This window comes from Streptomyces sp. NPDC045967 (assembly GCF_056430495.1).
Genome location: NZ_JBWKLE010000001.1, coordinates 716,269 through 734,936, shown reverse-complemented (window position 1 = coordinate 734,936; position 18,668 = coordinate 716,269). Strand labels below are relative to the sequence as shown.

The following is an 18,668-nucleotide window of genomic DNA, read 5'->3' as shown; positions in this document are numbered from 1 at the left end:
GCCGGGCCCTCCTCTACTTTCCGGGCGCGGGGGGCGCGGTGGTGAGCAGGGGCCTGGGGGAGGTCCCGCCTTCGGACACCCCGAACGCCGTGATGGCGAAGACGAGGGCCAGCGCGGCCGCGAGGCCGATGACGGCGGCGACGTATGCGCGCATGCCGGGGCTCCGGAATCTGATGAGGCGTCAGAGGAGGGGCACCGTAGCAACGCGGGGGCGAGATGAGAACGTCTCGGGAGCAGCGAGCACCCGGCACAGAGCACCGGGCACCCGGTGGCGGGCGCCGGCTATCGCGCGCCGGTCGGCGTGAAGGGGCGCGCAGCCGCCCGCCGCGGTGGCGGACGGCTGTGGGGGGCGGGCGCTGCCGGGCGGCAGGGGCCGTCAGCGGGTGCGGCCGGATCCGGTCAGCGGGCGGACGGCGGCGGGGCGCCGGCCGGCTGCGGGGAGGGGGCGGACACGGGGGTGCGGTCGGCCGAGGCGGAGGGGGTCGGCGCGGGGGAACGCGTGGCCAAGGCGGAGGGGGTCGGCGCGGGGGCCGAGGTCCGGGTCGGGGTGGGGGTCGGCATCGGGGTGGGGGTCGGCGTCGGCTTGGGCGTCGGCGTCGGCGTCGGGTCCGGCGTGGGCGTCGGCGTCGGGTCCGGCGTGGGCGTGGGCGTCGGCGTGGGCGTCGGGGTGGGGGTCGGCGTCGGCGTCGGGTCCGGCGTGGGCGTCGGCGTGGGCGTGGGCTTCGGGGCTCCGGGCGGTGTCGGGCTCGGTTCCGGCGTAGGCGTCGGCTTCGCCGTCGGCCGGGTCGGCGGCTTCGGCGCCGTGGCCGGTGCCGCCGCCGCGGGGGTGCCCGCCGCGTCCGGGACCTCGTGCGTCCCCTTCAGGTAGTACGTGAACCAGGACCGCACGGTCCGCAGGTACTCCCCGGAGTGGTTGTAGGAGAGCACGGCCCGGTCCAGGTCCGCCGCCACCCGCAGGTCCCGGCCGCCCGCGCACAGGTAGCGCCCGGCTGCCAGGGCCGCGTCGTACACGTTGTTCGGGTCGCGCCGCCCGTCGCCGTCCGCGTCCTGGCCCCAGGCCGCCCACGTGGAGGGGATGAACTGCATCGGGCCGACCGCCCGGTCGTACCGGGCGTCCCCGTCGTACGCCCCGCCGTCGGTGTCCCGGATGTTCGCGAAGCCGTTGCCGTCGAGCACGGGGCCCAGGATCGGCCGCAGCGTGGTGCCGGAGGCGTCGACCCGGCCGCCGCGCGCCTGCCCGGACTCGACCTTGCCGATCGCCGCGAGCAGCTGCCAGCGCAACCCGCAGCCGGCGTCGCTGCGCCCCACGGTCCGCTCCGCGCGCAGGTAGGCGGCGAGCACGCTCGCGGGTATTCCCTGCGCCCCCTCCCCCACGCCCACCGCCGTGCCCCCGGCCGCGCCCGCGCCCGCGGGAACGGTCCCGGCGGGCGCCTGGCCGGCGGGGGCGGAGGGCTGTCCGTCCGGCAGGAGCACCGCCGGCGGTGCGGGGCTCACCAGCGGCGGGAGTTCGGTGAAGTAGGAGCCGTCCCCTCCGCTCCCGGCTGCCGGGAGGGGCGGGGCACCGTCCCCGCCGGCCGCGGCGATCCGTTCCGCCCGCCCGGCGGCCGGCCCCTGGGAAGCGGTCACCGCGGCGACCACCAGTGCGGAGACCAGCGCTGCCGCGGCGCCCCTGCGCAGCCCGCGTCCGAATATTCGAGCCGACATGAGCCGGACCCCTCCCACTCGACGTCCGCGTGACCCTACGTCAACTCCCTGCACAGGGCACGCACGGCGGGGTGGATTTCACCACATCCCCACGTCCCGCACGGGACACGCATACTGGCCGGACCGAGAAGATCCAGGAGAGGTGCCATGCCGTTCACCCTCAGCCACGCTGCCGCCGTCCTTCCGGCCATCCGGCGAACCGGGCGGGCGCGGGGGCCGCTGGTCGCCTCGGCGCTGGTGCTGGGATCGTTCGCGCCGGACACGTTCTACTTCGCCGACGCGGTCGTCGAAGGGGTCATGCCGTACGGCGTCTTCACGCATTCCCTGCCGGGCGTGCTCACCGCGGACGCCGCGCTCACCGCCGCCCTCGTCGCCTACTGGCTGCTGCTGCGCGAGCCGCTGCTCGCACTCCTGCCGCGCGCCTGGCGGGGCCGGGTCCACGCCGTGGTGCGCGGCGAGCGGTGGCGCGGCCGCCGACTGGCCTCGCTGGCCCTCTGGTTCTACCTCTCGGCGGTCGCCGGCTCCCTCACGCACGTGGTGTGGGACAGCTTCACCCATCTCGACCGCTGGGGGACGAACGCGGTGCCCGCCCTCGGCGAGCCCCTCGCCTTCGGCCTTCCGCTCTACTCCTACCTCCAGTACGGGAGTTCGGCGGTCGCGGCCTGTGCGCTCGGCTGGTTCCTCGCGACCGCGCTGCGCCGGCTGCCGCCCCTGCCCGTCCCCGCGTCCGTACCGGCGCTGACCCGCGCCGAGGTCGGCTGGGCGTCGGCCCTGCTCCTGGTGTGCGTGGCCGCCGGGGTCACGATGCGCGTGGTGCGCTTCTACACCTTCTTCGACCGGATCCGTTCGCCGCTCGACATCATCCCGACGGTCTGCTTCGGCGCGGGCGGCGGCCTCGCCGTCGCCCTGCTGCTGTACGGGGTCCTGGTACGGGTCCGCCACCGCGGCGACCGCACCCGCAGCCGGAACGACACGCGCACGCCCGTCCCCACCGGCTGACGGGGACGGGCGTCGCGTACGGGGCGGGCGCGGTCAGTGCGCGGCGGACTCCCAGTCGGAGCCGACGCCCACCGACACGTCCAGCGGGGCCCGCAGCTCGACGGCGGCGCCCATCTCGCGGCGCACCAGCTCCTCCACGCGCTCGCGCTCGCCCGGGGCGATCTCCAGCACGATTTCGTCGTGGACCTGGAGCAGCATCCGCGACGTCAGCCCGGCCTGCGCGATCGCCCGGTCCACGCGCAGCATCGCGACCTTGACGATGTCGGCGGCGGTGCCCTGGATCGGGGCGTTGAGCGCCATCCGCTCGGCGGCCTCGCGGCGCTGGCGGTTGTCGCTGCCGAGGTCGGGCAGGTAGCGCCGGCGGCCGAAGACCGTGGCCGTGTAGCCGGTGGCGCGGGCCTCGTCCACCACGCGGTGGAGGTAGTCGCGGACCCCGCCGAAGCGCTCGAAGAACGTCTCCATCAGGCCGCGCGCCTCCGCCGGCTCGATGTTCAGCTGCTGGGACAGGCCGAAGGCGGACAGCCCGTACGCCAGCCCGTAGGACATGGCCTTGATCTTGCGGCGCATCTCCGGGTCGACCTGCGAGCGCTCCACGCCGAACACCTGGGAGGCGACGGTGGTGTGCAGGTCCTCGCCGGACAGGAACGCCTCGATCAGGCCCTCGTCCTCGGAGAGGTGGGCCATCACGCGCAGCTCGATCTGGCTGTAGTCGGCCGTCATCAGGGACTCGAAGCCCTCGCCGACGACGAAGCCCCGGCGGATGGCGCGGCCCTCGTCGGTGCGCACCGGCACGTTCTGCAGGTTGGGGTCGGTGGAGGACAGCCGGCCGGTCGCGGCGACGGTCTGGCTGAAGCTGGTGTGCACCCGGCCGTCGGCGGCGATGGTCTTGACCAGGCCCTCGACGGTGACGCGCAGCTTGGCCTGCTCCCGGTGCCGCAGCATGATCACCGGGAGGTCGTGGTCGGTCTGCGTCGCCAGCCAGGCCAGCGCGTCCGCGTCGGTGGTGTAGCCGGTCTTGGTCTTCTTGGTCTTGGGCAGGTCCAGCTCGCCGAAGAAGACCTCCTGGAGCTGCTTGGGCGAGCCGAGGTTGAACTCGTGGCCGACGGCCGCGTGCGCCTCCTTCACCGCCTGCTGCACCGCCCCGGCGAACTGCTGCTCCATCGCCTCCAAGTGGTCGCGGTCGGCGGCGATGCCGGAGCGCTCCATCCGGGCCAGCAGCTCGGACGTCGGCAGCTCCATGTCGTGCAGCAGCTCGACGGCCCCGACCTCGGCCAGCTTGCCGGTGAAGGTCTCGCCCAGGTCCAGGACGGCGCGGGCCTGCGCCATCAGCGCCTCCGCCTCGGCCGTCTCGTCCGCGCCGAACGCCAGCTGCCCGTCGGCGGCGGCCGGCGCCAGCTCGCGGTGCAGGTACTCGTTGGACAGCGCGTCCAGCGCGAAGGACCGGCGGCCCGGCTTGACCAGGTAGGCGGCGAGCGCGGTGTCCATGGTGATGCCCGCCAGGCTCCAGCCGTGCTCGGGGAAGACCCGCAGCAGCCCCTTGGCGTTGTGCACCACCTTCGGCTGCGCCGCATCGGCGGCCCACGCCGCGAAGGCCCGCTCGTCGGCCTCGTCCAGCTCGGACGGCTCGAACCAGGCGGCGGCCCCGTCGGCGGCGGCCAGCGCGATCTCGCTGACGTTGCCCTGCCCCAGCGCCCAGCTGTCCACGGTGCAGACGCCCAGCGGGGCGCCCGCCCGGGCCGCCAGCCACGGCGCGAGCTCGCCCGCGCCCAGCACGCTGGCGTCCAGCTCCACACCGGCCGCGACCGGCGCCGGCGCCGCCTGCTCGGCCGCGCCCGGGTCCACGGCCAGCAGCCGCTCGCGCAGCGAGGCGTTGCGGATCTCCAGCACGTCCAGCACACCGGTGACCGCGGACCGGTCGTAGGGCAGGCGGGTCAGGTCGGCCGGCGTCTTCGACAGCTCCACGTCCCTGACCATCTCGGTCAGGACGCGGTTGAGCTTGACGGCCTCCAGGTGGTCCCGGAAGTTCTGCCCGGCCTTGCCCTTGACCTCCTCGGCACGCTCGACGAGCTCCGCGAACGACCCGAACTGGGTGATCCACTTCGCGGCGGTCTTCTCACCGACGCCCGGGATGCCCGGCAGGTTGTCGGACGGGTCACCGCGCAGCGCCGCGAAGTCCGGATACTGCTGCGGGGTGAGCCCGTACTTCTCCTCGACCTTCTCAGGCGTGAAGCGGGTCAGCTCCGAGACGCCCTTGGTCGGGTACAGCACGGTGGTGTGCTCGGAGACGAGCTGGAAGGAGTCCCGGTCGCCGGTGACGATCAGCACCTCGAAGCCCTGGGCCTCCGCCTGCGTGGCCAGCGTCGCGATCACGTCGTCCGCCTCGAAGCCGTCGACGGCGAACCGCGGCACGTGCATCGCGTCCAGCAGCTCCCCGATCAGCTCGACCTGCCCCTTGAACTCGTCGGGGGTCTTGGAGCGGTTCGCCTTGTACTCGGGGAACTCCGTCGAGCGCCACGTCTTGCGCGACACGTCGAACGCCACCGCGAAGTGCGTGGGCGCCTCGTCGCGCAGCGTGTTCGCCAGCATCGACGCGAAGCCGTAGATGGCGTTGGTCGGCTGGCCCGTCGCGGTCGTGAAATTCTCCGCGGGCAGCGCGAAGAACGCCCGGTACGCCAGGGAGTGCCCGTCCATGAGCATCAGGCGGGGGCGGTCCGCTGCGGTCGTCTGGTCCGTCTTCTTCGATGCTGTCTCTGCCACGCCCCCGATCCTAGGCGCCCCCACCGACAATTCCGGACGGCCGGAACGCGGGGGCAAATCCGGCGCCCGCGATGTCGGCGGGGCGTGACAGGATCGGAGGTGTACGCGAAGACCGCTCGAAGGGGAGCACCATGGCCACCAAGCCGCCCGCAGGCGATCCGGTCCAGGACGCGCCCCAGGTCGATCCGCCGAAGCACGCGGCCGCCGGGCTCCCCGCGATCGGGCACACCCTGAAGATCGCGCAGCGGCAGATGGGGCTGGCCCGCACCGCCCGCACCCTGCTCAAGGTCAACCAGAAGGACGGCTTCGACTGCCCCGGCTGCGCCTGGCCCGAGGGCGAGAAGCGGCACACCGCCGAGTTCTGCGAGAACGGCGCCAAGGCCGTCGCGGAGGAGGCCACCCTGCGCCGGGTCACCCCCGAGTTCTTCGCCGCGCATCCGCTGGCCGACCTGGAGACCCGCTCCGGCTACTGGCTGGGCCAGCAGGGCCGCATCACGCAGCCCATGTACCTCGCCGAGGGCGCCGACCGGTACGAGGCGGTCAGCTGGGAGCGGGCCTTCGCGGTGATCGCGCAGGAACTGCACGCGCTGGACTCCCCCGATCAGGCCCTCTTCTACACCTCGGGCCGCACCAGCAACGAGGCGGCCTTCCTCTTCCAGCTCTTCGCCCGCGAGTTCGGCACCAACAACCTGCCCGACTGCTCCAACATGTGCCACGAGTCCTCGGGCTCCGCGCTGAACGAGACGATCGGCATCGGCAAGGGCAGCGTCTCCCTGGAAGACCTCCACCAGGCCGAACTGATCATCGTGGCCGGGCAGAACCCGGGCACCAACCATCCGCGCATGCTCTCCGCCCTGGAGCAGGCCAAGTCCGCCGGCGCGAAGATCATCTCGGTGAATCCGCTGCCCGAGGCCGGCATGGAGCGGTTCAAGAACCCCCAGTCCCCCCTCGGCATGCTCAAGGGCACCCCCCTCAACGACCTCTTCCTGCAGATCCGCATCGGCGGCGACCAGGCCCTCTTCCGCCTCCTGAACAAGCTCGTCATCGAGGCGGGCGGCGCCGTCGACGAGACCTTCATCCGCGAACACACCCACGGATACGAGGAGTTCGCCGCCGCCGCCAAGGAGGCCGACTGGGAGCAGACCCTCGCCGCCACGGGCCTGACCCGGCCCGAGATCGAGCGCGCACTCTCCATGGTCCTGGCCTCCCGGCGCACCATCGTCTGCTGGGCGATGGGCCTGACCCAGCACAAGCACGCCGTCGCCACCATCCGCGAGGTCGTCAACCTGCTCCTGCTGCGCGGCGACATCGGCCGCCCCGGCGCGGGCGTCTGCCCCGTCCGCGGCCACTCCAACGTGCAGGGCGACCGCACCATGGGGATCTTTGAACGCCCCGCACCCGCCTTCCTCGACGCCCTCGACCGCGAGTTCTCGATCACCTCGCCCCGCCACCACGGCTTCGACGTGGTCCGATCCATCCAGGCCCTGCGCGACGGCCGGGCCAAGGTCCTCTTCGCCATGGGCGGCAACTTCGTCGCCGCCACCCCCGACACCGAGGTCACCGAGGCCGCGATCCGCCGCGCCGCCCTGACCGTGCACGTCTCCACCAAACTCAACCGCTCCCACGCCGTCACCGGCCGGCGCGCGCTGATCCTGCCCACCCTCGGCCGCACCGACAAGGACGTCCAGGCATCCGGCAAGCAGTTCGTGACCGTAGAGGACTCCATGGGCATGGTCCACGCCTCCCGCGGCAACCTGCCCCCCGCGAGCCCGCACCTGCTCTCCGAGCCGGCCATCGTGGCCCGCATGGCCCGCGCCGTCCTCGGCGAGGCGTCCAGGACGCCGTGGGAGGAGTTCGAGCGGGACTACGCCGCCATCCGCGACCGGATCTCACGCGTGGTCCCCGGCTTCGAGGACTTCAACGCCAAGGCGGCCCGCCCGGACGGCTTCCGGCTTCCCCACGCCCCGCGCGACGAGCGCCGCTTCCCCACCACGACCGGCAAGGCCAACTTCACCGCCGCGCCCGTGGAGTACCCCGAGGTCCCCGAAGGCCGGCTGCTGCTGCAGACCCTGCGCAGCCACGACCAGTACAACACCACGATCTACGGGCTCGACGACCGCTACCGCGGCATCACCGGCGGGCGCCGCGTGGTGCTGGTCCACCCCGAGGACGCCGCCGCCCTGGGGCTGGCCGACGGCTCGTACACCGACCTGGTCAGCGAGTGGAAGGACGGCGTCGAGCGGCGCGCACCGGGCTTCCGCGTCGTGCACTACCCGACCGCCCGCGGCTGCGCGGCCGCCTACTACCCCGAGACGAACGTACTGGTCCCCCTCGACTCCACCGCGGACACCAGCAACACCCCCGCGAGCAAGTCCGTCGTCATCCGCTGCGAACCGGCCTGATAGAACGACCTCAGGACAAGACGGTTAACGGTCGTTGACGAAACGGAGCAGGCCCATGGGCGAGCAGCAGGCAGTGAAGTTCCCGCAGGAGGTCCTCGACGAGTACGCGGCCCTGGGCATCGACCTGCCCGCACTCTTCTCCGCGGGCCACCTCGGCGAGCGCATGGACATCCGGATCCTGGAGGCCTCGGCCGACCGGGTCGTGGCCACAATGCCGGTCGAGGGCAACACCCAGCCCTACGGACTGCTGCACGGCGGGGCCTCCGCCGTGCTCGCCGAGACCCTCGGCTCCGTCGGCGCCATGCTGCACGGCGGCATCACCAAGATCGCCGTCGGTGTCGACCTGAACTGCACCCACCACCGCGGTGTCCGCTCCGGCCTCGTCACCGGTGTCGCCACCCCCGTCCACCGGGGCCGCACCACCACCACCTACGAGATCGTGATCAGCGACGAGCAGGACCGGCGCGTGTGCACCGCCCGCCTCACCTGCCTCCTGCGCGACGCCGACCCGGCCGGCGGCGGCGGGGCCCCCGCCGGAGCCTGAACCGGTCGCCCGAGGCGCCGTGCGGGCCCGGCCGTCCCTGCGCGCCACGGGCCGTCCGCGGGCCCGGACCTCCACCCCCCGGGGGGCGGGTCCGGGCCCGCGGGCGTGTGGAGACGATCCGCCGAAGCCCCGCCATGGCGCCGTCCTGCCCCCCGCCCGCCGGTTCCGGCGTCCCCCCTCCCCCCGACCCGCCCGGAATCCGCCACTCCGCGGGTACTCCGCAGCCGAGGCGCGCCCCCCTGTTGTGTCACCGATGGTGACCGCCTACCTTCCCCCCATGGGGACACCGCCTCGCCGCACGGTCCGGTACGCCGCCGCCACCCTCCTCGTGGCGCTCGCCCTGGCCGGCACCGCGACCGGATGCACCCCTTCCGCACCACCTCCCGCGGCAGGCCCGCCCAGCCCCACCGCCGCCCCCTCCTCGCCCGCGCAGATCTGCACCGGCCTCGTGTCGTACTGGGCGAAGGAGACCCTCATCGGGTCCAAGTGGTCCGGTCTGGACTGGGAGCAGAAGGGCCTGTCCAACGACCAGTACGCCATTCACGAGGACGCGGTGGCCGCAGGCCGCGCCGAGGAGCGAACTGCCGGGCGGGCCAAGGCACTTGAGTTGATCGACCGGTTCGTGGCGCAGCGCTGCACCGCACAGGACGGCGCGACGCGGAGCTCGGAGAACTGGCGCCCTCCCACGTGAGCCCGGTCACCGGATTCCCGGGTGCGCTGTCCGGCTTCCGGGCACTTCGGGCCCCACCGCCGAACCGCAGGTGAAGGGCCCTTTCGCCGCTGCGGCAAGATCGATCCGAAGGGGGCGAATCCCGGCCGTTGATCACGCTCGGTAATGACCATGCCCTATCGAATCCCCCTTTACCCTTCGGAATGACCACCCGTTGCTTTTCTTCGGACACGCGCTGCCACATTCGGCCGAATATGATCTAAGACAGGTGCATGGAGGGCTCAAGCCCCTTAGGGGAACAGGTAATTCTCAGGATGCGGACACCCCAGCACGTAGGTAAATGTCTGGTTTGTCCGTACTCCCGCCACACATTCTTGGCCTTGGCATAACAAGAGCGTCACATCCTCCTTTCTCCGCTCCCCGTGTTCGCCACCTCGGGCCTAGAGTCACGGCCAGTCACCGCGCCGCTGGGCGCGACCAGCACGGCCGCTGTACATCCCAGTGCGGCCCGGCGACCGAACGGCACCTCATAGAGGGAGCCGCGCCAGGGAAAGGAAGAATCGTGCGACACCGTTCTTTGCTCGTCCTCACCACCGTGATCACCACGGGAGCACTGACCCTCACCGCTTGCGGATCGCGCGACGAGGCGAAGGGCGGGGACTCGTCCGACGGCAAGAAGACCGTCGTCGTCATCGGCGTGGACGCTCCCCTCACCGGCTCGCTCTCCGCCCTCGGCCAGGGCATCAAGAACTCCGTCGACCTCGCGGCCAAAACGGCCAACAAGAACAACGAGGTCCCCGGAATCGAGTTCAAGGTCGAGGCCCTCGACGACCAGGCGGTCCCCGCCTCCGGCCAGGCCAACGCCACCAAGCTCGTCGGCAACAAGGACGTCCTCGGTGTCGTCGGCCCGCTGAACTCCGGCGTCGCCCAGCAGATGCAGGGCGTCTTCGCCTCCGCCAAGCTGGCCCAGGTCTCGCCCGCCAACACCAACCCGGCGCTCAGCCAGGGCGACAACTGGGGCAAGGGCGAGTTCAAGCGCCCCTTCGACACCTACTTCCGCACCGCCGCCACCGACGTGGTCCAGGGCAAGTTCGCCGCCCAGTACCTCTTCAAGGACGCCGGCAAGAAGAAGGTCTTCGTCGTCGACGACAAGCAGACCTACGGCGCCGGCCTCGCCGCGATCTTCTCCGAGGAGTTCAAGAAGCTCGGCGGCGAGGTCGTCGGCACCGACCACGTCACCGTGAAGGAGACCGACTTCTCCTCCACCGCCGACAAGGTCAAGTCCTCCGGCGCCGACTCCGTCTACTTCGGCGGCCAGTACCCCGAGGGCGGCCTGCTCGCCGACCAGATCAAGAAGACCGGCGCCAACGTCCCCCTCATGGGCGGCGACGGCATCCAGGACCCCGCCTTCATCAGTGCCTCCGGTGAGGCCAACGAGGGCGACCTCTCCACCTCCATCGGCTACCCGGTCGAGAAGCTGCCCACCGCGAAGACCTTCATCGCGGACTACCAGGCCGCCGGCTACAAGGACCCGTACGCCGCCTACGGTGGCTACTCCTACGACGCCGGCTGGGCCCTGATCCAGGCCGTCAAGGCCGTCGCCGCCGCCAACAGCGGCAAGCTCCCCGCCGACGCCCGCGCCAAGGTCGTCGAGGCCCTCGGCAAGGTCTCCTTCGAAGGCGTGACCGGCAAGGTCGCCTTCGACCAGTACGGCGACACCACCAACAAGCAGCTCACGGTCTACAAGGTCGAGGGCGGCAAGTGGGTCGACGTCAAGAGCGACACCTTCAACCAGTAAAACCCCCGTCCCGTACGCCGGGACACCAGGCCGGTCCGCACTGACGGCCCACCCCTCAAAAAGAACCAGCCGCGCGAGGGCGCAAACAGCGCCCTCGCGCGGAGTCTTATCCGACACGCTCATCGGAGGCCCTGCGGTGCACGAACTGCCGCAACAGCTGGCCAACGGCCTTGCCCTCGGTGCCCTTTATGGCCTCATAGCCATCGGGTACACCATGGTCTACGGCATCGTCCAGCTCATCAACTTCGCCCACGGCGAGATCTTCATGATCGGCGGCTTCGGCGCGCTCACCGCCTACGCCATCCTCCCGACCGGCACCTCCCTGCTGATCGCGATACCCATCATGATCGTCGGAGGCGCACTCGCCTCGGTCCTCGTCGCCACCGCAGCCGAACGCTTCGCCTACCGCCCCCTGCGCAGCGCCCCCCGGCTCGCCCCGCTCATCACCGCAATCGGCCTCTCGATCGCGCTCCAGCAGCTCGTCTGGCAGTTCTACCCGGACGCCAAGAAGGCAGTCAGCTTCCCTGAGTTCAAGGGCGCCTCCTTCAAGATCACCGACAGCCTGGCCATCCAGCGCGCGGACCTCTTCGTCCTCATCCTCGCCCCCCTGTGCATGCTCGCCCTCGGCGTCTTCGTCTCCAAGAGCCGCAGCGGCCGCGCCATGCAGGCCACCGCGCAGGACCCCGACACCGCCAAGCTCATGGGCATCAACACCGACCGCATCATCGTCATGGCCTTCGCCATCGGTGCCGCGTTCGCCGCCGTCGCCGCCGTCGCCTACGGCCTCGACAAGGGCCAGATCAACTTCGAGATGGGCTTCATCCTCGGACTGAAGGCCTTCACCGCCGCCGTCCTCGGAGGCATCGGCAACATCTACGGCGCCATGGTCGGCGGCGTCGTCCTCGGCCTCGCCGAAGCCCTCTCGATCGCCTACATCGAAGAGATCCCCGGCATGCAGCAGCTCGGCGGTGGAGCCTGGTCCAACGTCTGGGCGTTCGTACTCCTCATCGTCGTCCTCCTCGTGCGGCCCCAAGGCCTGCTCGGCGAGCGCGTCGCGGATCGGGCGTGAGAACCATGACCACCAACACCACCCCGCAGACCGCCGTCGCCAAGCAGGGCCCCGCCCCCGCCGCACTCCTCTACGCGGTCATCGGCGGCAGCCTCCTGACCGCCGTCAGCGCCTTCCTCGCCTGGACCTGGACCGACGAGTTCCCCGGCGACCTCACGTACTACGGCAGCCCGGCGCCCATCCAGTTCCTCAGCCTCGTCTCCGGACTCCTCACCGCCGTCTTCGCGCTCTCCGCGCTCGGCGTCAAGGGCCTGCGCTGGCTGACCCCGGCCGGCAGCCGCAAGCCCGTCTGGATCCTCGCACTCGGCACCTTCGCCGGCACCTGGTTCACGGTCCTCGCGATCGCCGTCGTCCTCGGCGGCTTCGCCCACCTCGAACCCGGCGCCTACGTCGCCCTCGCCGGCTCGCTCGTCCCGGCCCTCGCCGCGTACAAGATCCCCGACGACAGCCGCAAGGCGGCCCCCGCCAAGCAGCTGCCCTCCTGGGCCGAAATCCTCATCATCACCGGCGTCTTCGCGCTCGGCCTCTACGTCGTCACCTTCGGCATCGACACCGACGACAAAGAACCGCAGCTCTTCGTCACCTACCTGCTGATCGTCGGCTTCGCCGCCTTCGCCCTGCTCAAGGCCGGCCTCTTCGACCGCCTCGGCACCCTCACCGCGAAGCACCGCCAGGTCACCCTCCTCGGCACCGCCGCCGCCGCGATCGCCTTCCCCTTCATCCAGCAGAGCGGCGACACCTACACGCTCATCGCGGTCAACATCCTCATCTTCGCCACCGTCGCCCTCGGCCTCAACGTCGTCGTCGGCCTCGCCGGCCTCCTCGACCTCGGCTACGTCGCCTTCCTCGGCGTCGGCGCCTACGCCGCCGCCCTGGTCTCCGGAAGCACCGCATCCGCCTTCGACATCCACCTGCCCTTCTGGGCAGCGGTCCTCGTCGGCGCCCTCGCCTCGCTCATCTTCGGCGTGGTCATCGGAGCACCCACCCTCCGCCTGCGCGGCGACTACCTCGCCATCGTCACCCTCGGCTTCGGAGAAATCTTCCGCATCGCCATGGGCAACCTCGACGGCACCTCCGGCCCCGACATCACCAACGGCCCCAACGGCATCCCCAACATCCCCCACCTCGAAATCCTCGGGTGGAACTTCGGGGAATCCCACGTGGTCCTCGGCATCACCCTCGGCGCCTACGCCAACTACTACTTCCTGATGCTGCTCGTCATGGCCCTGGTCGTGCTGGTCTTCGCCCGCGCCGGCAACAGCCGCATCGGCCGCGCCTGGGTCGCCATCCGCGAAGACGAGACCGCCGCCGAAGCCATGGGCATCAACGGCTTCAAGGTCAAGCTCATCGCCTTCGCCCTCGGCGCCACCCTCGCCGGCCTCGCCGGCACCGTCCAGGCACACGTCAACACCACGGTCGTCCCCGAGAACTACGTCTTCGCCGGGCCCGTCCCGCCGAACTCCGCGTTCCTCCTCGCCGCCGTCATCCTCGGCGGCATGGGCACCATCCGCGGCCCCATCCTCGGCGCCGCACTCCTCTTCCTGATCCCGGCGAAGCTGGCCTTCCTCCAGGACTACCAGCTCCTCGCCTTCGGCATCGCCCTCATCCTGCTCATGCGCTTCCGCCCCGAAGGCCTCATCGCCAACAAGCGGGCGCAGCTCGAGTACCACGACGACACCGCTGGCCAGACCCCCACGGACCTGGCCACCGCCAAGGCGGGGGCGTGAACGACATGACCACCACAGACACCACCACCACGACCACGGCCACCGTGCTCGAAGCCAACGGCGTCACCATGCGCTTCGGCGGCCTCACCGCCGTCAAGGGCGTCGACCTCAAGGTCAACGCAGGCGAGATCGTCGGACTCATCGGCCCCAACGGCGCCGGCAAGACCACCTTCTTCAACTGCCTCACCGGGCTGTACGTCCCCACCGAGGGCACCGTCACCTACAAGGGCACCGTCCTGCCGCCCACACCCCACAAGGTCACCGCAGCAGGCGTCGCCCGCACCTTCCAGAACATCCGGCTCTTCCACAACATGACCGTGCTGGAGAACGTCCTCGTCGGACGCCACACCCGCACCAAGGAAGGCCTCTGGTCCGCCCTCCTGCGCGGCCCCGGCTTCAAGAAGGCCGAAGCCGCCAGCGAAGCACGCGCCATGGAACTCCTCGAGTTCATCGGCCTCCAGCACAAGGCCGGCCACCTCGCCAAGAACCTCCCCTACGGCGAACAGCGCAAGCTCGAGATCGCCCGCGCCCTCGCCAGCGACCCCGGCCTCATCCTCCTGGACGAGCCCACCGCCGGCATGAACCCGCAAGAGACCCGCGCGGCCGAAGAACTCATCTTCGCCATCCGCGACATGGGCATCGCCGTCCTCGTCATCGAGCACGACATGCGCTTCATCTTCAACCTCTGCGACCGCGTCGCCTGCCTCGTCCAGGGCGAAAAGCTCATCGAAGGCACCGCCGCCGAAGTCCAGGGCGACGAACGCGTCATCGCCGCCTACCTCGGCACCCCCTTCGAAGGCGCCCCCGGCGACGAAGAAGTCACCGAAGTCGAAGCCGCCGAAGCCCACGCGGAAGCAGAAGCCGACGCAGACGCCGACGCGGACCCCGACGCGGACAGCACCACCAGCACCACCAGCACGGACGGAGAGGCCAAGTGACCGCACTGCTCAAGGTCGAAGACCTCAAAGTCGCCTACGGCAAGATCGAAGCCGTCAAGGGAATCTCCTTCGAAGTCAACGAAGGCGAAATCGTCTGCCTCGTCGGCACCAACGGCGCCGGCAAGACCACCACCCTGCGCACCCTCTCCGGACTCCTCAAGCCCACCGCCGGCAGCATCACCTTCGACGGCCACCCCCTCGTCGGCGTCCCCGCCCACCGCATCGTCTCCATGAAGCTGGCCCACTCCCCCGAGGGACGCCACATCTTCCCCCGGCTGACAATCGAGGAAAACCTCCAGCTCGGCGCCTTCCTCCGCAGCGACAAAGAAGGCATCGAAAAGGACATCAAGCGCGCCTACGACCTCTTCCCCATCCTGGGAGAACGCCGCAAGCAGGCCGCAGGCACCCTCTCCGGCGGCGAACAGCAGATGCTCGCCATGGGCCGCGCCCTGATGTGCCAGCCCAAGCTCCTCATGCTGGACGAGCCCTCCATGGGCCTCTCCCCGCTGATGATGCAGAAGATCATGGCCACCATCGCCGAACTCAAGTCCACCGGCACCACCATCCTGCTCGTCGAGCAGAACGCCCAAGCCGCCCTCTCACTCGCCGACCACGCGCACGTGATGGAAATCGGCAAGATCGTGCTCTCCGGCACCGGCCAGGACCTCCTCCACAACGAGGACGTCCGCAAGGCCTACCTCGGCGAGGACTGACCCGCACACCAGTGAGGCCCGCCTCCCCTCGGGGGGAGGCGGGCCTCACGCACACCCACGATCAAACGGCGAACGGCCCCCCGCCACCGAACACCAGCTCCGCGAAACGCTCACCGATCAGACGGTGCCCCGCCGTATCCGGATGCAGCCGGTCCGGCAACGGCAACGCCGCGAAATCCGCCTCGCCGTACAGCGACAGACCATCCAGATAATGCAGGTTCTTGTCCTCGGCCGCACGCTCCGACGTGATCCGCTCCAGCTCCGCCCGAACGACCTTCAACGTCAACCGGCCGGCCGCCACCTCCGCCGGATCCCCCGTCGCCCGGTAACGCATCAGCTTCCCCTCCGGATCCGGAGCCGTCGGCCCCGGAGTGTCCTCATGAATCGGACACAGCACCGGAGACACCACCAGCAACGGCGTATCCGGATGCCCCTCCCGGATCGTGTCCAGGAACCCGTGCACCGCCGGAGCGAAAGCCCGCAACCGCATCACATCCGTGTTCACCAGCGCGATACCGATCTTCACACTGATCACATCCGCCGGAACATCCCGCATCGCACGCGCCGTGAACGGATCCAGCAGGGCATTGCCACCCAGCCCCATGTTCACCAGATCCACACCCCCCGCGGCCGCCGCCACCGCCGGCCACGTCGACGACGGACCCTCCGCATTACCACCCTGGCTCAGCGAACTCCCGTGATGCAGCCACACCCGGCGCCCACCCGCCGCCACCGCCTCCACCGGAGCATCCGTACGCAGAGCGATCAACTCCGTCCGCTCGTTGTGCGGCAACCAGATCTCCACGTCCTTCAACGCAGACGACAACCCCGCGAACCGCGCCGTACCCGACTCACCCGGCACCGACTCCGACGACAACGTCTGCATGTTGAAACGGAACTCGTGCCCACCCGCCACCGTGGCCCGACCCGCCAGACGACCATCCACGAACAGGTCGTACACACCCTCGGCACTGTCCTGACCACCCTGGAACACGATCTTCGTCGGCATCGTCTCCAACTCGATGACCGTCGCCCGCGTCCGGAACACCAACCGCACACCCGACGGCTGCGCCTCCACCGTCGCCAACTGCGCCGCCGGATGCTGCTTGCGCGCCCACGCCGGCATCCGGTGCGGCAGCAGCCCCAGCTCGGTCCGCTCCACCTCCAGGGCACCGCGCAGCAGCGGCTCGATGGGCGTGGTGATCCATTCCGTCACATGAGAGGTCATGGTCACACGCTGCCCGCCGGCACTCGAGGCCCACCGGTGCGGGCCTCGACCGCCGCGCGGGACCCGTCAGCCGTTGGCCGCGTTCTGCTTCTTCTCCTCGGCGTCCTCGATGACGGCCTCCGCGACCTGCTGCATCGACATGCGGCGGTCCATCGACGTCTTCTGGATCCACCGGAAAGCGGCCGGCTCGGTCAGCCCGTACTGGGTCTGCAGGATGCTCTTGGCCCGGTCCACCAGCTTGCGCGTCTCCAGCCGCAGGGAGAGGTCGGCGACCTCCTTCTCCAACGCCTTCAACTCGGCGAAGCGCGACACCGCCATCTCGATGGCCGGCACGACGTCGCTCTTGCTGAACGGCTTCACCAGGTACGCCATGGCCCCGGCGTCCCGCGCCCGCTCCACCAGGTCGCGCTGCGAGAACGCCGTGAGCATGAGGACGGGGGCGATGGACTCCTCCGCGATCTTCTCGGCGGCGGAGATCCCGTCCAGCACGGGCATCTTCACATCGAGGATCACCAGGTCGGGCCGGTGCTCGCGCGCGAGCTCGACGGCCGCCTGCCCGTCGCCGGCCTCGCCGACGACGGAGTAGCCCTCTTCCTCGAGCATCTCCTTGAGGTCGAGACGGATGAGCGCCTCGTCCTCGGCGATGACGACGCGGGTCGTCAGCGGCGGAACGTGCGACTGGTCGGCGTCGGGCGTGGGCGTCGACTCGTGCGAGGCGGTCACGGATGGCTCCTTGATACGGGGCGTTACTGCTCCCCTGAGCCTACCTAGCTCCTGTATGTTTGTGTCACGGAGGTTCTTCGATATCCTTCGTTTCGAAGGAGCCCCGGTAGCCCAGCGGCAGAGGCCATGGATTCAAAACCCATTCAGCGTCGGTTCGAATCCGACCCGGGGCACTTCTCCTTCAATTCCAAGGTCACCAAGCGTTTCCTGCGATCTTCACCCGTCATAGTGAACGCACCTTCGAATTGCAGCCAACCGGACCAATGACCGCGAAGCTCCCGTCATGGAGCACAATCCTTCGATACGGGAACACGCGGTCCTGCTGATGCGCCGGGGCGTGGCCAACCGGACGGTGGCCGAAAGCCTGGGCGTTCCCCGCGGCACCGTCGGCTGGTGGCGGCACCAGGACCGCAAACAACGGGGCGAAAGCTACGAACCCCCGACCGACTGCCCCAGATGCACAGGCAAGGCATTCGATGAGCGGGCCTACGCCTATCTCCTGGGCCTGTACCTCGGCGACGGCCACATCATCTCGAAGTACAAGCAGCATCACCTCTCCGTGTTCTGCGATGCATCGCGGCCGGGACTCATCGACGCAGCCGAGGCGGCCATGAGCAACGTCATGCCCCTGCCCAAAGTAGGCCGATGCCACAGACGGGGGTGCGTCGAGGTGAAGTCGTACTCACGGCATTGGACGTGCCTGTTCCCGCAGCACGGGCCCGGGAGGAAGCACGAGCGGCGGATCGTGCTCGAGGGCTGGCAGCAGGAGATCGTCGACGCCCACCCCTGGGAGTTCATCCGGGGCCTGATCCACTCCGACGGGTGCCGGATCACGAACTGGACCACCCGGATGGTCGGCGGGGTCAAGAAGCGCTACGAGTACCCGCGGTACTTCTTCACCAACAAGTCCGACGACATCCGCCGGCTGTGCACCGACACGCTCACCCGGGTCGGTGTCCGCTGGACGGTCCTCGCACGGGGCAGTGACCCGCTCAACGTGTCCGTCGCGCGCAGGGACTCCGTCGCCCTGATGGACGCCCACATCGGGCCCAAGTACTAGGTCGGCAGGCGTCTGCGCGGGCGGGTTAGGTTGAGGCCAAAGTTGTCTGCGAGGGGACGCGTGATGAGTGAGAAGGCCCGGAAGTTGTTCGACGCGCTCGATCTGAACGGGGACGGGGAGCTGTCGCGGGTGGAGGTGGTGTCGGCGTTGCGTTCGAAGGGGCCGACGTTGGCGGCGGAGGGGGTTCTGCCGTTTTGGGGTGTGGGGGATGCGGAGGCGTCGTCGGCGTTGTTCGATGCGGCTGATGCGAATGGGGATGCGGTGTTGTCGTTCGAGGAGTTCGCGGCGGTGGTGGATCGGCGGTTCGGTTGGTAGGGCGGGGTGGTGGGGGCCGCG

At 70.3% G+C, this 18,668-nt stretch carries 16 protein-coding genes and 1 tRNA gene; 12 read left to right on the top strand and 5 right to left on the bottom strand.

The window, feature by feature from the left end:
• Positions 1–13 precede the first annotated feature (13 nt).
• Positions 14–154: an SPW_0924 family protein gene (locus AC07FY_RS03520; protein ID WP_478999665.1), complete on the bottom strand. Its 141-nt coding sequence runs from the start codon at positions 152–154 to the stop codon at positions 14–16.
• A 245-nt stretch (positions 155–399) separates the two neighbouring features.
• A complete protein-coding gene (locus tag AC07FY_RS03515) occupies positions 400–1,704 on the bottom strand; it encodes a lytic transglycosylase domain-containing protein (RefSeq protein ID WP_478999664.1) in 1,305 nt (434 codons plus the stop codon).
• Between the two features lie 147 nt (positions 1,705–1,851).
• On the opposite strand from AC07FY_RS03515, the gene AC07FY_RS03510 reads away from it, so the two are divergent.
• The gene (locus AC07FY_RS03510; protein WP_478999662.1) at positions 1,852–2,703 is read left to right on the top strand and encodes a DUF4184 family protein; all 852 of its coding nucleotides are present in this window, start codon (positions 1,852–1,854) and stop codon (positions 2,701–2,703) included.
• Between the two features lie 33 nt (positions 2,704–2,736).
• Here the strand turns inward: AC07FY_RS03510 and polA are convergent, their stop codons facing one another.
• Positions 2,737–5,460, bottom strand: coding sequence for a DNA polymerase I (gene polA, locus AC07FY_RS03505; protein ID WP_478999660.1), 2,724 nt, complete (start codon positions 5,458–5,460; stop codon positions 2,737–2,739).
• A 131-nt stretch (positions 5,461–5,591) separates the two neighbouring features.
• On the opposite strand from polA, the gene AC07FY_RS03500 reads away from it, so the two are divergent.
• The 8 genes from AC07FY_RS03500 (at position 5,592) to AC07FY_RS03465 (ending at position 15,321) form a co-directional block, all read left to right on the top strand.
• Complete coding sequence (locus tag AC07FY_RS03500; RefSeq protein WP_478999658.1) at positions 5,592–7,862, top strand: FdhF/YdeP family oxidoreductase; 2,271 nt, start codon at positions 5,592–5,594, stop codon at positions 7,860–7,862.
• Between the two features lie 55 nt (positions 7,863–7,917).
• Positions 7,918–8,406, top strand: coding sequence for a PaaI family thioesterase (locus tag AC07FY_RS03495; protein ID WP_478999656.1), 489 nt, complete (start codon positions 7,918–7,920; stop codon positions 8,404–8,406).
• A gap of 277 nt (positions 8,407–8,683) precedes the next feature.
• The gene (locus AC07FY_RS03490; RefSeq protein ID WP_478999655.1) at positions 8,684–9,097 is read left to right on the top strand and encodes a hypothetical protein; all 414 of its coding nucleotides are present in this window, start codon (positions 8,684–8,686) and stop codon (positions 9,095–9,097) included.
• Between the two features lie 541 nt (positions 9,098–9,638).
• Positions 9,639–10,874 (top strand): branched-chain amino acid ABC transporter substrate-binding protein, encoded by a 1,236-nt coding sequence (locus tag AC07FY_RS03485; RefSeq protein ID WP_478999653.1) that lies wholly within the window; start codon positions 9,639–9,641, stop codon positions 10,872–10,874.
• Between the two features lie 136 nt (positions 10,875–11,010).
• Positions 11,011–11,943, top strand: a complete 933-nt coding sequence (locus AC07FY_RS03480; RefSeq protein WP_478999651.1) for a branched-chain amino acid ABC transporter permease — start codon at positions 11,011–11,013, stop codon at positions 11,941–11,943.
• Between the two features lie 5 nt (positions 11,944–11,948).
• Entirely contained in the window at positions 11,949–13,670 is a 1,722-nt protein-coding gene (locus AC07FY_RS03475; protein ID WP_478999903.1) for a branched-chain amino acid ABC transporter permease, read from the top strand.
• Between the two features lie 5 nt (positions 13,671–13,675).
• On the top strand, positions 13,676–14,608 hold the full coding sequence (locus AC07FY_RS03470) for an ABC transporter ATP-binding protein (RefSeq protein ID WP_478999649.1): 933 nt from the start codon (positions 13,676–13,678) through the stop codon (positions 14,606–14,608).
• Positions 14,605–15,321: an ABC transporter ATP-binding protein gene (locus AC07FY_RS03465; RefSeq protein ID WP_478999647.1), complete on the top strand. Its 717-nt coding sequence runs from the start codon at positions 14,605–14,607 to the stop codon at positions 15,319–15,321. Before AC07FY_RS03470 ends, AC07FY_RS03465 begins: the two co-directional genes overlap by 4 nt.
• Before the next feature lie 61 nt (positions 15,322–15,382).
• Here the strand turns inward: AC07FY_RS03465 and AC07FY_RS03460 are convergent, their stop codons facing one another.
• Together AC07FY_RS03460 and AC07FY_RS03455 are read right to left on the bottom strand one after the other, a co-directional pair.
• Complete coding sequence (locus AC07FY_RS03460; protein ID WP_478999645.1) at positions 15,383–16,549, bottom strand: GDSL-type esterase/lipase family protein; 1,167 nt, start codon at positions 16,547–16,549, stop codon at positions 15,383–15,385.
• A 66-nt stretch (positions 16,550–16,615) separates the two neighbouring features.
• Complete coding sequence (locus AC07FY_RS03455; protein WP_069919819.1) at positions 16,616–17,272, bottom strand: ANTAR domain-containing response regulator; 657 nt, start codon at positions 17,270–17,272, stop codon at positions 16,616–16,618.
• Between the two features lie 100 nt (positions 17,273–17,372).
• Between AC07FY_RS03455 and AC07FY_RS03450 the strand changes: the two genes are divergently transcribed.
• The 3 genes from AC07FY_RS03450 to AC07FY_RS03440 all read left to right on the top strand — a co-directional run bounded on the left by AC07FY_RS03450 (position 17,373) and on the right by AC07FY_RS03440 (position 18,647).
• Positions 17,373–17,445: transfer RNA gene (locus tag AC07FY_RS03450), tRNA-Leu, on the top strand.
• 110 nt (positions 17,446–17,555) lie between these two features.
• Positions 17,556–18,332, top strand: coding sequence for a helix-turn-helix domain-containing protein (locus AC07FY_RS03445; protein ID WP_478999643.1), 777 nt, complete (start codon positions 17,556–17,558; stop codon positions 18,330–18,332).
• Between the two features lie 63 nt (positions 18,333–18,395).
• Positions 18,396–18,647 carry an EF-hand domain-containing protein gene (locus AC07FY_RS03440; protein WP_478999641.1) on the top strand — a complete coding sequence of 84 codons (252 nt, stop codon included), beginning with the start codon at positions 18,396–18,398 and terminating at the stop codon, positions 18,645–18,647.
• Positions 18,648–18,668: the final 21 nt, after the last annotated feature.

What these genes read in the sequence shown, in the direction of transcription:
- AC07FY_RS03520 (WP_478999665.1), bottom strand. Translation starts at nt 154, where the DNA reads ATGCGCGCATACGTCGCCGCCGTCATCGGCCTCGCGGCCGCGCTGGCC.
- AC07FY_RS03515 (WP_478999664.1), bottom strand. Translation starts at nt 1,704, where the DNA reads ATGTCGGCTCGAATATTCGGACGCGGGCTGCGCAGGGGCGCCGCGGCA.
- AC07FY_RS03510 (WP_478999662.1), top strand. Translation starts at nt 1,852, where the DNA reads ATGCCGTTCACCCTCAGCCACGCTGCCGCCGTCCTTCCGGCCATCCGG.
- AC07FY_RS03500 (WP_478999658.1), top strand. Translation starts at nt 5,592, where the DNA reads ATGGCCACCAAGCCGCCCGCAGGCGATCCGGTCCAGGACGCGCCCCAG.
- AC07FY_RS03495 (WP_478999656.1), top strand. Translation starts at nt 7,918, where the DNA reads ATGGGCGAGCAGCAGGCAGTGAAGTTCCCGCAGGAGGTCCTCGACGAG.
- AC07FY_RS03490 (WP_478999655.1), top strand. Translation starts at nt 8,684, where the DNA reads ATGGGGACACCGCCTCGCCGCACGGTCCGGTACGCCGCCGCCACCCTC.
- AC07FY_RS03475 (WP_478999903.1), top strand. Translation starts at nt 11,949, where the DNA reads ATGACCACCAACACCACCCCGCAGACCGCCGTCGCCAAGCAGGGCCCC.
- AC07FY_RS03470 (WP_478999649.1), top strand. Translation starts at nt 13,676, where the DNA reads ATGACCACCACAGACACCACCACCACGACCACGGCCACCGTGCTCGAA.
- AC07FY_RS03460 (WP_478999645.1), bottom strand. Translation starts at nt 16,549, where the DNA reads ATGACCTCTCATGTGACGGAATGGATCACCACGCCCATCGAGCCGCTG.
- AC07FY_RS03445 (WP_478999643.1), top strand. Translation starts at nt 17,556, where the DNA reads ATGGAGCACAATCCTTCGATACGGGAACACGCGGTCCTGCTGATGCGC.
- AC07FY_RS03440 (WP_478999641.1), top strand. Translation starts at nt 18,396, where the DNA reads ATGAGTGAGAAGGCCCGGAAGTTGTTCGACGCGCTCGATCTGAACGGG.